Source organism: Pseudomonas sp. FG43, from assembly GCF_057809175.1.
Map to the genome: position 1 here is coordinate 20,220 of NZ_JBMDJL010000027.1, position 12,856 is coordinate 33,075.

Annotated in this window: 11 protein-coding genes; 8 read left to right on the forward strand and 3 right to left on the reverse strand. The window is 58.1% G+C overall.

What is annotated here, in order from left to right:
* Positions 1–94: 94 nt before the first annotated feature.
* From dapC to map, 3 genes are all read right to left on the reverse strand, one after another.
* A complete protein-coding gene (gene dapC / locus ACODS3_RS24300) occupies positions 95–1,288 on the reverse strand; it encodes a succinyldiaminopimelate transaminase (RefSeq protein ID WP_489036642.1) in 1,194 nt (397 codons plus the stop codon).
* Positions 1,289–1,429: 141 nt separating this feature from the next.
* Positions 1,430–4,129 (reverse strand): [protein-PII] uridylyltransferase, encoded by a 2,700-nt coding sequence (locus ACODS3_RS24305; protein WP_201017892.1) that lies wholly within the window; start codon positions 4,127–4,129, stop codon positions 1,430–1,432.
* Between the two features lie 63 nt (positions 4,130–4,192).
* Positions 4,193–4,975 carry a type I methionyl aminopeptidase gene (gene map / locus ACODS3_RS24310; protein WP_025258943.1) on the reverse strand — a complete coding sequence of 261 codons (783 nt, stop codon included), beginning with the start codon at positions 4,973–4,975 and terminating at the stop codon, positions 4,193–4,195.
* A 321-nt stretch (positions 4,976–5,296) separates the two neighbouring features.
* On the opposite strand from map, the gene rpsB reads away from it, so the two are divergent.
* The 8 genes from rpsB (at position 5,297) to rseP (ending at position 12,829) form a co-directional block, all read left to right on the forward strand.
* Positions 5,297–6,040 (forward strand): 30S ribosomal protein S2, encoded by a 744-nt coding sequence (gene rpsB / locus ACODS3_RS24315; RefSeq protein WP_201003586.1) that lies wholly within the window; start codon positions 5,297–5,299, stop codon positions 6,038–6,040.
* A 191-nt stretch (positions 6,041–6,231) separates the two neighbouring features.
* The gene (gene tsf, locus ACODS3_RS24320; RefSeq protein WP_201003584.1) at positions 6,232–7,101 is read left to right on the forward strand and encodes a translation elongation factor Ts; all 870 of its coding nucleotides are present in this window, start codon (positions 6,232–6,234) and stop codon (positions 7,099–7,101) included.
* Between the two features lie 205 nt (positions 7,102–7,306).
* The gene (gene pyrH, locus ACODS3_RS24325; RefSeq protein WP_025258946.1) at positions 7,307–8,050 is read left to right on the forward strand and encodes a UMP kinase; all 744 of its coding nucleotides are present in this window, start codon (positions 7,307–7,309) and stop codon (positions 8,048–8,050) included.
* Entirely contained in the window at positions 8,047–8,604 is a 558-nt protein-coding gene (gene frr / locus ACODS3_RS24330) for a ribosome recycling factor (protein ID WP_489036646.1), read from the forward strand. Before pyrH ends, frr begins: the two co-directional genes overlap by 4 nt.
* A gap of 16 nt (positions 8,605–8,620) precedes the next feature.
* On the forward strand, positions 8,621–9,376 hold the full coding sequence (uppS, locus tag ACODS3_RS24335) for a polyprenyl diphosphate synthase (RefSeq protein WP_201003580.1): 756 nt from the start codon (positions 8,621–8,623) through the stop codon (positions 9,374–9,376).
* Positions 9,376–10,191 (forward strand): phosphatidate cytidylyltransferase, encoded by an 816-nt coding sequence (locus ACODS3_RS24340; protein ID WP_489036648.1) that lies wholly within the window; start codon positions 9,376–9,378, stop codon positions 10,189–10,191. The genes uppS and ACODS3_RS24340 overlap by 1 nt, the downstream gene beginning before the upstream one ends.
* The gene (ispC, locus tag ACODS3_RS24345) at positions 10,188–11,375 is read left to right on the forward strand and encodes a 1-deoxy-D-xylulose-5-phosphate reductoisomerase (protein WP_201017890.1); all 1,188 of its coding nucleotides are present in this window, start codon (positions 10,188–10,190) and stop codon (positions 11,373–11,375) included. Before ACODS3_RS24340 ends, ispC begins: the two co-directional genes overlap by 4 nt.
* 101 nt (positions 11,376–11,476) lie before the next feature.
* Complete coding sequence (gene rseP, locus ACODS3_RS24350) at positions 11,477–12,829, forward strand: sigma E protease regulator RseP (RefSeq protein WP_201017889.1); 1,353 nt, start codon at positions 11,477–11,479, stop codon at positions 12,827–12,829.
* Positions 12,830–12,856: the final 27 nt, after the last annotated feature.

The following is a 12,856-nucleotide window of genomic DNA, read 5'->3' on the forward strand; positions in this document are numbered from 1 at the left end:
CTGTGTTGAGAGCAGTCTGGTCGGGAGCGTTCTATAAGCTGTTTCTGAAATGATCTTGTTCCATGGCACGTTGCGTGCCATGGAATCGCAACACTCAGCGCGTGATGAAGGCGCGAATCCGCTCGGCGGCTTCGATGCATTCGGCCAGTGGTGCAACCAGCGCCAGACGTACGCGGCCAGCGCCCGGGTTGATGCCATTGGCTTCGCGGGACAGGTAGGAACCCGGCACTACTGTTATATGCTGATCGACGAACAGGTCGCGGCAGAACCCGGCGTCATCCTTGCCCACGTTCGGCCAGAGGTAGAAGCCGCCATCCGGGCGTTGTACATCCAGCACGGGAGCGAGGATTTCCAGGACTGCGTCGAACTTCTCGCGATACAGGTCGCGGTTGGCGCGTACGTGCCCTTCGTCATTCCAGGCCGCGATACTGGCCAGTTGGGTTTGAACCGGCATGGCACAGCCGTGGTAGGTGCGGTACAGCAGGAAGGCCTTGAGAATATCGGCGTCGCCCGCCACAAAACCTGAGCGCAGGCCCGGCAGGTTGGAGCGTTTGGACAGGCTGTGGAAGACCACACAACGCTTGAAGTCCTGGCGGCCCAGTTCGGCGCAGGCTGTGAGCAGGCCAGGCGGTGGTGTCTGCTCGTCGAAGTACAGCTCGCTGTAGCATTCGTCCGCCGCGATCACGAAATCGTACTCGTCGGCCAGGGCAATCAGCTTTTTCAGGGTCGGCAGTGGAATCAGCGCGCCGGTCGGGTTGCCGGGCGAGCAGAGGAACAGGATCTGGCAGCGTTTCCAGATATCCGGCGTGACAGCATCGAAGTCAGGGTTGAAACCGTTTTCGCTCAGGCATGGCAGGTAGTGCGGTTGAGCGCCGGCCAGGAACGCCGCGCCTTCGTAGATCTGATAGAAAGGGTTGGGGCTGACCACCAGACCATCGTCGCTACGATTGACCACGGTCTGGGTGAAGGCAAACAGCGCTTCGCGGGTGCCGTTGACCGGCAAGACGTTGCGCGCCGGGTCGATCCAGCCTTCAGGCACATTGAAACGGCGGTTGCACCAGCTGGCAATGGCTTCGCGAAGGGCCGGGATGCCCAGCGTTGTTGGATATACCGCCATTTGGTCGAGGTTGTCGGCCAGGGCCTTGGCGACGAACTCGGGTGAACGATGCTTCGGCTCGCCGATGGACAGGGCTATGGGGCGCTTGTCCGGGTTGGGCGTTACGCTGCCGAGCAGAGCGCGAAGCTTCTCGAACGGGTAAGGCTGAAGCTGTTGCATGGCGTTATTCATGGTGCTGGGTTCTCAATGGCTGGGCACCGGTTAAGGTGCCGTTGAGTCGATTCTTCAGGCTCTGTACGAAATGTATCTGCGCTCGGTGATACTGCGTTGAAAACAGGCTCACCTTCGCTCGAAAACATTTCGTACAGACCCCTAGATATTGATTCGCAAATTGCCGCCCGGCTCTGAGTTGAGGCTCAATTGCTTGGCGATGGCTTCCTGCAGACGGCTGCACAGCTGGGGGTCGGAGAGCGGTTGATTGTTGGCATCGGTAATGAAGAACACGTCTTCCACGCGCTCGCCCAGGGTCGCGATCTTGGCGTTCTGCAAGGACAGATCGAACTCCAGGAAAATCTTGCCGATACGTGCCAGCAATCCAGGGCGGTCCGGCGCCAGCAGTTCCAGTACGGTCACCGGGCGTTGTGCATCGTTATGGATCGTCACCTGGGGCGCAAAGGAGAAATGCTTGAGCTGGCGCGGTACGCGACGCTTGATGATGGTCGGGTAGTTGTCCGGGTTGCGCAGGGCTTCGGTCAGGCCATCACGGATCTGCCGGGTTCTCTCGGGATTGTCGCCAATGGCGCCGCCATCGTTGTCCAGCACGATATAGGTGTCGAGGGTGAACTTGCTGCTGGACGTAATGATGCGGGCGTCATGAATGTTCAGGTTCAACTGGTCCATCGCAGCCACGGTCACGGCGAAGAAATCATGCTGGTCCGGGGCATAGATGAAGATCTGGGTACCACCCTCGAATTCTCGCTGCGTGGTTTCCTTTATAAGGACCAGCGGGCCGCCATCGGCAGGTTGCTGAAGGATGGCATCGCTGTGCCATGCCACGTCGCCAGCGGTATGGCGCAGGAAGTAATCATCACCCAGCGCGGACCAGAGCTGTTCCACATCGTCCGGGTCGACGCCGTTGCGCACCAGGATATCCAGTGCGGCAATCTGTGTGCGGCGAATCTGCTCTTCGCGATCGACCGGGTTTTCCAGGCCGCGGCGCAAGGCCCGCTTGGTTTCGGTGTACAGCTGGCGCAACAGGCTCGCACGCCAGGAGTTCCAGAGCGTCGGGTTGGTCGCATTGATGTCGGCGACAGTCAGCACATAGAGGTAATCGAGGTGGACTTCGTCGCCGACGAACTGCGCGAAGTCATGGATGACCTGCGGGTCGGACAGGTCCTTGCGCTGTGCGGTGGTCGACATCACCAGATGGTGGCTGACCAGCCACTGGATCAGGTGCGTATCCCATTTTGGCAGATGATGGCGCACACCGAAGGCCTGGGCGTCCACGGCGCCGAGTTCGGAGTGGTCGCCGCCGCGCCCCTTGCCGATGTCGTGATACAGGCCGGCCAGATAGGCCAGTTCCGGTTTGGGCAGGCGTGCCATGAGCTTGCTGGCCAGCGGGAATTTTTCGGCCACATCGGCGTATTGCAGCCTGCGCATGTGCTTGATCAGGTTCAGCGTGTGCGCATCCACCGTATAGATGTGGAAAAGGTCATGTTGCATCTGCCCGACGATATGGCCGAATTCGGGCAGGTACAGGCCCAGAATGCCGTAGCGGTTCATCCTGCGCAGGTTGCGGTGAATGCCGAGTTCACACTTGAACAGTTCGATGAACAGGCTGGTATTGCGGATGTCGTTGCGGAAATCATCGTTGATCAGGTGCCGGTGTTCGCGCAGCAGGCGAATGGTATCGGCACGCACGCCCTTGATCTCCGGGTGCTGGGCCATCAGCACGAAAATCTCGATCATGGCGAACGGGGTGCGTTTGAACACGTTCGGGTTCGTGGCTTCGATATAACCGTCATGCAACTGGAAGCGCGAATTGATCGGTTGTGTGCTGCTGCCATCATCCTGAGCGAGGATGACCTCTTCAAAATGCTGGATGATCAGGTCGCTCAGCTCGGCGATGCTCATGACCACCCGGTAGTACTTCTGCATGAAGCGTTCTATGGCCAGCTTCGCATCGCTGTCCTGATAACCCAGCAGGCTGGCGATACGGCTCTGGTAATCGAACAGCAGCCGGTCTTCGGAGCGTCCGGCCAGCATGTGCAGGGCGTAGCGTACTTTCCAGAGAAACTCCTGGGAGGAGGCCAGCAGATTGTTCTCGCTTTCCAGCAGGAAGCCTTCGCCCGCCAGGGCGTGCAGGTTCAGGGTGCCGTATTGACGGCGGGCTACCCAGAGGATGGTCTGGATATCGCGCAGGCCGCCGGGTGAGCCTTTGACGTTGGGCTCAAGGTTGTATTCGGTGTCGTTGTACTTGTGATGCCGGGTCTTCTGCTCGGCGCGCTTGGCCAGGAAGAAGTCCTTGCTCGGCCACATATGCTGAGTGCTGGTGACTTCCAGCATGCGCTGGCGCAGACGTTCCGGGCCTGCGATGGTGCGGCTTTCCATCAGGTTGGTGATGACGGTCAGGTCGGCCAGGCCTTCCTGCGCGCACTCATCGACAGAGCGCACGCTTTGCCCGACTTCAAGGCCGATGTCCCACAGCAGCGTCAGAAAACGTTCTATGGATTCGCGGAAGACCTCGTGATCGGCGCTGTCCAGCAGGACCAGCAGGTCGATATCCGAATAAGGGTGCAGTTCGCCGCGACCGTAGCCGCCGACGGCCAGCAGGGCGATGTCGGCGTCTTCGCTCCAGTCGAACTGATCCCAGGCCTGTTGCAGGATGTTATCCACGAACCAGGCCCGATCCTCGATGAGGCGGCGTATATTCCGGCCTTCGCGAAAGCGCTCGTCGAGCACGTCGCGAGCGTTGCGGATGGCTTTCTTGAAGGCGGCGATAGGGCTTGCCTTCAAGGCCAGTTCGGCCTGGAACTGGCCGCGGTCGAACAAATCGGGATCCACCTGCGGCATGGAACAGCTTTCCTTTATCTCTAAATCTGACTGTGCGGGCTTGTGTCGGGCGAGCAGGCCTTGTCAGGCTGATGTTCGCGCGATGGTATCGTCGCTGCGCAGGGTGAAAATCTCATAGCCGTCAGCGGTTACCAGAATCGTGTGCTCCCATTGTGCCGAGAGTTTGCGATCCTTGGTAATGGCGGTCCAGCCGTCGCCGAGAATCTTGGTGTCGGCGCGACCCTGGTTGATCATCGGCTCGATGGTGAAGGTCATGCCCTCAAGCAGTTCGATACCGGTGCCAGCCTCACCATAATGCAGTACCTGCGGTTCTTCGTGAAAGACCTTGCCGATCCCGTGGCCGCAGAATTCACGAACGACGGAAAAACCGTTCTTCTCGGCGTGCTTCTGGATGACTGAGCCGATATCCCCGAGGCGCGTGCCCGGACGGACGATCTCGATGGCCTTGTACAGGCATTCCTGGGTGATCTTCGACAGGCGCTCGGCCCACTCGGGGACCTTGCCGACATGGAACATCTTGCTGGTGTCGCCGTGATAACCGTCCTTGATGACGGTGATGTCGATATTCAGGGTGTCGCCATTCTTGAGCTGCTTCTCGCCGGGAATGCCGTGGCAGACCACATGGTTGATCGAGGTGCAGATCGACTTGGGAAAGCCTTTATAGTTGAGTGGCGCCGGAATCGCCTGTTGCTCGTTGACGATGTAGTCGTGGCAGATGCGGTCCAGCTCTTCGGTGGTGACACCGGGCTTGACGTGGGGGGTGATCATTTCCAGTACTTCGGCGGCCAGACGACCGGCGATGCGCATCTTTTCGATGTCTTCGGGAGTTTTGAGGGTCACGGTCATGCGAATTTCTCTCTGCGTGGTTGCACGCGGCCAATGCGGAAAGGGACGATTCTATCAGACGCAGGCTCATGACTAGCGCTTCCTTCTATAAAGGAAACGTTGGGGAATCCGTCTGTTTTCAAAAGGATGGAGAAACAAGCGTGTGATTCGGGTTTCACTGGCTTTCCTTTTGTGATATAAAATGCGCCGCTTTCCAAGGTCCGCCCTGGAAGCATAAACCCACACACGTGTCGACACGATGACCTGGGTGCCTTTGGCGGCTCGCCACTGGTTGGTCATTGGGATACGTGGAGGCCTAACCCGACTTATCAAGGAACTATCATGTCCCAAGTCAATATGCGCGATATGCTGAAGGCCGGTGTGCACTTCGGTCACCAAACCCGTTACTGGAACCCGAAAATGGGTAAGTACATTTTCGGCGCGCGTAACAAGATTCACATCATCAACCTTGAAAAAACCCTGCCAATGTTCAACGAAGCTCTGACTTTCGTTGAGCGCCTGGCTCAGGGCAAAAACAAGATTCTGTTCGTCGGCACCAAGCGTTCCGCTGGCAAGATCGTTGCTGAAGAAGCAGCACGTTGCGGTTCGCCGTACGTCGATCACCGCTGGTTGGGCGGCATGCTGACCAACTTCAAGACCATCCGTCAGTCGATCAAACGTCTGCGCGAGCTGGAAGTACAGGCTGAAGACGGTACTTTCGCCAAGCTGACCAAGAAAGAAGCCCTGATGCGCTCCCGTGATCTGGAAAAACTGGATCGCAGCCTGGGTGGTATCAAGGACATGGGCGGTCTGCCTGACGCACTGTTCGTTATCGACGTTGATCACGAGCGCATTGCTATCACTGAAGCCAACAAGCTGGGCATCCCGGTCATCGGCGTAGTCGATACCAACAGCAGCCCGGAAGGCGTTGACTACATCATCCCAGGCAACGATGACGCAATCCGCGCTATCCAGCTGTACATGGGTTCGATGGCTGACGCTGTTATCCGTGGTCGCAACAATGTTGCTGGCGGCACCGACGTCTACGTCGAAGAAGCTCCAGCTGCAGCAGCTGTAGAAGGCTGAGTAACAGACGCTTAGCGTTTACTCAGTACGCGAAAAGGGGGCTTGGCCCCCTTTTTGCCACCTCGAAAATGATTTGTTGGCGTGACCGTGGGCTGCTTGTCATGTGTTGCTGTCACCCTGATTTTTCAAGAATTTGAACGCCCGTTTACCCCGGGTGGAATGGTTGAAAACCTATCCAAGAGGATTTTGAAATGGCAGAGATTACTGCAGCGTTGGTCAAAGAACTGCGCGAGCGTACCGGCGAAGGCATGATGGATTGCAAAAAGGCCTTGACCAAGGCTGGCGGCGACATCGAAAAAGCCATTGATGACATGCGTGCTTCCGGCGCCATCAAGGCTGCCAAGAAAGCAGGCAACGTTGCTGCTGAAGGTGCTATCGGCGTTAAAGTCGGTGCAGACGGCAAAGCTGCTGTCATCATCGAAGTCAACTCCCAGACCGACTTCCTGGCTCTGCAGGACGACTTCAAGAACTTCGTGAACAGCAGCATCGAGAAAGCTTTCGCCGAGAAGCTGACCGACGTGGCTCCGCTGATCGAAGCTCAGGAAGTAGAGCGTACTGCTCTGGTTGCCAAGGTTGGCGAGAACGTCAACATTCGCCGCCTGACCCGCATCGAAGGTGATGTGGTCAACGCTTACCTGCACGGCAACAAGATCGGTGTGGTTGTAGCTCTGAAAGGCGGCGACGCCGAGCTGGCCAAAGACATCGCCATGCACGCTGCTGCAAGCAACCCTGAATTCCTGCTGCCTTCGGAAGTTTCGGCTGAAGCGATCGAGCGCGAGAAGGGCGTCTTCCTGCAACTGAACGAAGACAAGATCAAAGGCAAGCCAGCTGAAATCGTCGAGAAAATGGTGAGCGGTCGTATCACCAAGTTCCTGGCCGAAGCCAGCCTGGTTGAGCAAGCATTCGTCAAGAACCCGGAAATCACCGTCGGTGCTCTGGCGAAGAAAGCTGGCGCTGAAATCGTATCGTTCACCTACTTCAAAGTAGGCGAAGGCATCGAGAAGCCAGTCGACAACTTCGCTGAAGAAGTTGCTGCTCAAGTAGCTGCAAGCAAGAAGTAAGACAGTTTTTCAACTGTCGCCCCAAAGAGGCTGCCCGCTCACGCGCGCGGCCTCTTTGTCAAAAAGGAAAGGGAATTTTCCCTTTGAGAATTGGCCGTCAAGGCTGCATTCTCCAGACGCTCTTGCAGCGTCAAGCTAGAGTAAGCGCAGGTCTGAAATGGCCCGCACAGATTTTTTTCAGAAAACGCCGCAGGAGAGATTCGCAATGGCTCAGCAGGGCAGTGGTTATCAGGCTCGCTATAAACGCATTCTACTCAAGCTTAGCGGCGAGGCCCTCATGGGGTCGGAAGATTTCGGTATCGACCCCAAGGTACTGGATCGCATGGCGCTGGAAGTCGGTCAACTGGTTGGCATCGGCGTTCAGGTCGGGCTGGTGATCGGCGGTGGCAACCTGTTCCGTGGTGCAGCCCTGAGTGCTGCCGGCATGGATCGGGTAACGGGCGATCACATGGGCATGCTGGCCACTGTGATGAATGCCCTTGCAATGCGTGATGCGCTGGAGCGAGCTAATATCTCGGCCATCGTGATGTCCGCCATCTCGATGATGGGTGTGACCGATCATTACGATCGTCGCAAAGCCATGCGCCACCTCAACTCCAAGGAAGTCGTCATTTTTGCTGCCGGAACCGGTAATCCGTTTTTCACTACGGATTCGGCTGCCTGCCTGCGAGCGATCGAAATCGATGCCGATGTCGTCCTCAAGGCGACCAAGGTCGATGGCGTCTACACCGCAGACCCGTTCAAGGACCCGAATGCCGAGAAGTTCGATCATCTGTCTTACGATGAAGTGCTGGATCGCAAGCTGGGTGTGATGGATCTGACGGCTATCTGTCTGTGTCGCGATCACAAGATGCCGCTGCGCGTCTTCAACATGAACAAGCCCGGCGCCCTGCTGAATATCGTACATGGCGGCGCTGAAGGAACCCTGATCGAGGAAGTTCAACAATGATCAACGAAATCAAGAAAGACGCTCAGGCGCGTATGCAGAAAAGCCTGGAATCACTGACTCATGCATTTGGCCAGATTCGTACCGGCAAGGCTCACCCAAGCATCCTGGGTAGCGTAATGGTGCCTTACTACGGTACTGACACCCCTTTGAGTGCTGTTGCCAACGTGACGGTCAAAGACTCCCGGACCTTGCAAGTCGTGGCCTTCGAGCGAAACATGCTCGCAACCGTCGACAAGGCGATCCAGAGTGCAGGCCTGAACCTGAACCCGACCAACCTTGGCGAGCTGCTGCTGATCTCCATGCCTGCCCTGACTGAGGAAACCCGTAAGGGCTTCACCAAGCAGGCGCGCAGTGCTGCTGAAGATGCTCGCGTTGCCGTGCGCAACATTCGCCGTGACGCGCTGAGTGATCTGAAGAAGCTGGTCAAGGACAAGGAAATCAGCGAAGACGAAGAGCGTCGCGCGTCCACAGATATCCAGAAACTGACTGACAAGGCTGAGGCAGATATCGACTCGGCGACGAAGCAGAAAGAAGCAGACCTGATGGCCGTATAAGGTTCGGGGCGCTTTCATGGAAAAGACAAAACCGGCCGCATCGTCTTCGGTGCCGCGTCATGTCGCGATTATCATGGATGGTAATAATCGCTGGGCCAAGAAACGCCTGTTGCCAGGCGTTGCCGGGCACAAGGCAGGCGTTGATGCTGTGCGTGCGGTCATTGAGGTGTGTGCCGAGGCCAAGGTCGAGGTGCTGACGTTGTTCGCGTTCTCCAGCGAAAACTGGCAGCGACCGGCCGAAGAGGTCGGGGCCCTGATGGAGTTGTTCTTCACGGCCCTGCGGCGCGAAACCCGTCGCTTGAACGAGAATGGCATCAGCCTGCGCATAATTGGTGATCGCTCGCGCTTCCATCCCGAGCTTCAGGCAGCCATGCGCGAGGCGGAACTCCAGACGGCTGGCAACAGCCGTTTCGTTCTGCAGATCGCGGCCAATTACGGTGGGCAGTGGGATATCGCCCAGGCTGCCCAGCGCTTGTCCCGTGAGGTTCAGGCCGGGCATCTTCAACCTGAAGACATCACGCCCGAACTGTTGCAGACCTGTCTGGCAACCGGCGACCTGCCGTTGCCGGATCTGTGCATTCGTACGGGTGGCGAGCACCGTATCAGTAACTTCCTGCTCTGGCAGTTGGCTTATGCCGAGCTGTATTTTTCCGACCTGTTCTGGCCGGACTTCAAACACGATGCCATGCGCGCTGCGCTGGCCGATTTCGCTTCGCGCCAACGTCGCTTCGGTAAAACCAGCGAACAGGTCGAAGCTGGAGCCCGGGTTTAATGCTGAAACAACGGATCATCACTGCACTCATTTTGCTGCCGGTTGCTCTATGCGGGTTTTTCCTGCTCAAGGGCGCTGACTTCGCACTGTTCATCGGCCTTGTCGTTGTGCTGGGTGCATGGGAGTGGGCGCGGCTGGCCGGGCTTGTGGCCCAGGGCATGCGGGTGGCTTATGCCGCTACGGTCGCGCTTCTGCTGTTCCTTATGTATCTGGTACCGGGGCTTGCGCCCTGGGTTCTCGTCGCGGCGGTTATCTGGTGGGGGGTAGCGACCTATCTGGTCCTGACATTCCCCGCTTCCAGCGATTACTGGGCGAGCGCTGCCTGCAAGCTGGTCATTGGTCTGTTGATCCTGCTGCCGGCCTGGCAAGGACTTATCCTTATCAAGCAATGGCCTCTGGGTAATTTGCTGATTCTGGCGGTCATGGTGCTGGTATGGGCTGCGGATATTGGTGCCTATTTTTCCGGCAAGGCATTTGGCAAGCGCAAGCTGGCCCCCAAGGTCAGTCCGGGGAAAAGCTGGGAAGGTGTTTATGGTGGTCTGTTGGTTACTCTGCTCATAACAGCGGGAGTAGGGCTGTCCCGTGACTGGCCGGTTTCGCAACTGATCATTGGGCTTCTGGGCGCTGCGCTCATTGTGCTGATCTCCGTGGTCGGTGATCTGACCGAAAGCATGTTCAAGCGTCAGGCCGGTATCAAGGACAGCAGTAACCTGCTGCCCGGTCATGGTGGCGTGCTGGACCGCATCGACAGCCTGACGGCTGCCATTCCTGTTTTTGCAGTGCTGCTCTGGGCTGCTGACTGGGGTGTGCTGTGAAGCCGCAACAGATTACCGTCCTGGGTGCTACCGGTTCGATTGGTCTCAGCACGCTGGATGTCATAGCCCGGCATCCAGCTCTTTATCAGGTGTTTGCTCTGACCGGCTTCAGCCGCCTGAAGGAATTGCTGGCGTTGTGCATCAGGCATACGCCGCGTTTCGCTGTGGTGCCCACTCAGGATGTCGCTCGCAAGTTGCAGGACGATCTTGCTGCTGCCGGGCTCGATACCCGTGTGCTGGTGGGGGAGGGTGGTCTGTGTGAAGTGGCTGCGCATCCTCAGGTCGATGCCGTCATGGCTGCCATTGTTGGCGCAGCCGGTCTGCGTCCGACACTGGCGGCGGTCGAGGCGGGCAAGAAAGTCCTGCTGGCGAACAAGGAAGCACTGGTCATGTCCGGTGCCTTGTTCATGCAGGCCGTCCGGCAAAGTGGTGCTGTGCTGTTGCCCATCGACAGCGAGCACAATGCGATCTTTCAGTGCCTGCCGGTCGATTTTTCCCGTGGCCTGAGTGCTGTAGGCGTAAGACGTATCCTGCTGACCGCGTCGGGTGGGCCGTTTCGCAAGACGCCTCTGGCGCAATTGCATGACGTCACGCCTGAACAGGCTTGCGCTCACCCGGTATGGTCGATGGGGCGCAAGATTTCCGTGGACTCGGCCACCATGATGAACAAGGGGCTGGAACTGATCGAGGCCTGCTGGCTGTTCGATGCTCGCCCGGCCCAGGTCGAAGTCGTCATTCACCCCCAGAGCGTGATCCACTCGATGGTGGATTATGTGGATGGCTCGGTACTGGCTCAGCTTGGCAATCCGGACATGCGTACACCTATCGCCAATGCGCTGGCCTGGCCTGCGCGCATGGATTCTGGGGTTTCTCCGCTGGATCTTTTCCGTATCGGTCAGCTGGATTTCGAGGAGCCCGACGAAGAGCGCTTCCCGTGCCTGCGTCTGGCCCGGCAGGCTGCGGAGGCAGGAGGCAGTGCTCCCGCCATGCTCAATGCTGCCAATGAAGTGGCCGTCGCGGCATTTCTCGAGCGACGCATTGGTTATCTGGAAATCGCGGGTATGATCGACGAAGTACTGAATCTTGAGCCTGCCGTCGCTGTCGAAGAGCTCGATGCGGTCTTTGCGGCAGATGCAAAAGCGCGTGTTCTGGCAGGGCTTTGGCTGGAACGAAACGGACGATAACTGAACATGGATGATGGGGTTGATGTGATGTATCGGGAGCAGGCTGGTGTGGCTGCGATGATAAACACAGTTGCCGGCATCCCGGCACCCGGAGATGGTTGATGAGCGCGCTATATATGATCATTGGCACCCTGATTGCCCTGGGTGTTCTGGTTACCTTTCACGAATTCGGTCACTTCTGGGTGGCCCGGCGTTGTGGTGTCAAGGTCCTCCGCTTTTCGGTGGGCTTCGGCACGCCGCTGATTCGCTGGCATGACCGCCATGGCACCGAGTTTGTCGTGGCGGCGATTCCCCTGGGTGGTTACGTCAAGATGCTCGATGAGCGTGAAGGCGATGTACCACCGCATCTGGCTGATCAGTCTTTCAACCGCAAGACGGTGTATCAGCGCATTGCAATCGTCATTGCCGGCCCGGCAGCCAACTTTCTGCTGGCCATCGTGTTCTTCTGGGCGTTGGCCATGCTGGGCAGCCAGCAGGTCCGGCCGGTCATTGGCGCCGTAGAGGCGGGAAGCATTGCGCAGCAGGCAGGCCTGAGCGCTGGCCAGGAAATTGTTTCGGTAGACGGCGAGGCAACTTCGGGCTGGTCTGCCGTCAACCTGCAACTGGTTCGTCGCCTGGGCGAGAGTGGCACCATTGCCTTGAAGGTTCGCGATCAGGGCTCGACGGTCGATACCGCGCACAGCCTGACGCTGGACAACTGGCTCAAGGGTGCCGAAGAACCCGATCCGATCCGCTCCCTGGGGATTCGTCCATGGCGTCCTGCGCTGGCGCCGGTGCTGGCGGAACTCGACCCAAAAGGCCCTGCGCAAGCGGCAGGCCTGAAGACCGGTGATCTGCTGCTGGCAGTCGATGGCAAGCCTCTCAACGAATGGCAGCAGGTCGTCGACTGGGTACGTGAGCGTCCTGATGCAAGGATCTCGCTGCGTATCGAACGTGATGGTGCGCAGCTCGACGTTCCGCTGACTCTGGCGGTGCGCGGTGAAGGCAAGGCTGCGACCGGTTATCTGGGGGCGGGTGTAAAGGGTGCCGACTGGCCACCTGAGATGTTGCGTGAAGTCAGCTATGGTCCTTTTGCCGCTGTGGCAGAGGGCGCCAGGCGCACTTGGAACATGAGCGTGCTGACACTGGATTCGCTCAGGAAAATGTTGTTCGGCGAGCTCTCGGTAAAAAACTTGAGTGGACCGATAACCATTGCTAAAGTGGCGGGCGCTTCAGCCCAGTCGGGCATTGGCGATTTCCTGAACTTCCTCGCTTATCTGAGCATAAGCCTGGGGGTTCTGAATCTATTGCCGATCCCTGTGCTTGATGGGGGGCATTTGCTGTTTTATCTGATCGAGTGGGCACGTGGTCGCCCCCTTTCGGAAAAGGTACAAGGTTGGGGAGTTCAGATCGGTATCAGTCTGGTGGTGGGCGTCATGTTGCTCGCGCTGGTCAACGATCTGGGACGACTGTAAGTCCTTGCTGTATTGCGAAATCTGCCG

Excerpts from the sequence above, each read along its gene's own strand:
- map (WP_025258943.1), bottom strand. The coding sequence starts at position 4,975 with ATGACCGTGACCCTCAAAACTCCCGAAGACATCGAAAAGATGCGCATC.
- pyrH (WP_025258946.1), top strand. The coding sequence starts at position 7,307 with ATGGCTCAGCAGGGCAGTGGTTATCAGGCTCGCTATAAACGCATTCTA.
- ACODS3_RS24340 (WP_489036648.1), top strand. The coding sequence starts at position 9,376 with ATGCTGAAACAACGGATCATCACTGCACTCATTTTGCTGCCGGTTGCT.
- dapC (WP_489036642.1), bottom strand. The coding sequence starts at position 1,288 with ATGAATAACGCCATGCAACAGCTTCAGCCTTACCCGTTCGAGAAGCTT.
- rpsB (WP_201003586.1), top strand. The coding sequence starts at position 5,297 with ATGTCCCAAGTCAATATGCGCGATATGCTGAAGGCCGGTGTGCACTTC.
- rseP (WP_201017889.1), top strand. The coding sequence starts at position 11,477 with ATGAGCGCGCTATATATGATCATTGGCACCCTGATTGCCCTGGGTGTT.
- ACODS3_RS24305 (WP_201017892.1), bottom strand. The coding sequence starts at position 4,129 with ATGCCGCAGGTGGATCCCGATTTGTTCGACCGCGGCCAGTTCCAGGCC.
- tsf (WP_201003584.1), top strand. The coding sequence starts at position 6,232 with ATGGCAGAGATTACTGCAGCGTTGGTCAAAGAACTGCGCGAGCGTACC.
- frr (WP_489036646.1), top strand. The coding sequence starts at position 8,047 with ATGATCAACGAAATCAAGAAAGACGCTCAGGCGCGTATGCAGAAAAGC.
- uppS (WP_201003580.1), top strand. The coding sequence starts at position 8,621 with ATGGAAAAGACAAAACCGGCCGCATCGTCTTCGGTGCCGCGTCATGTC.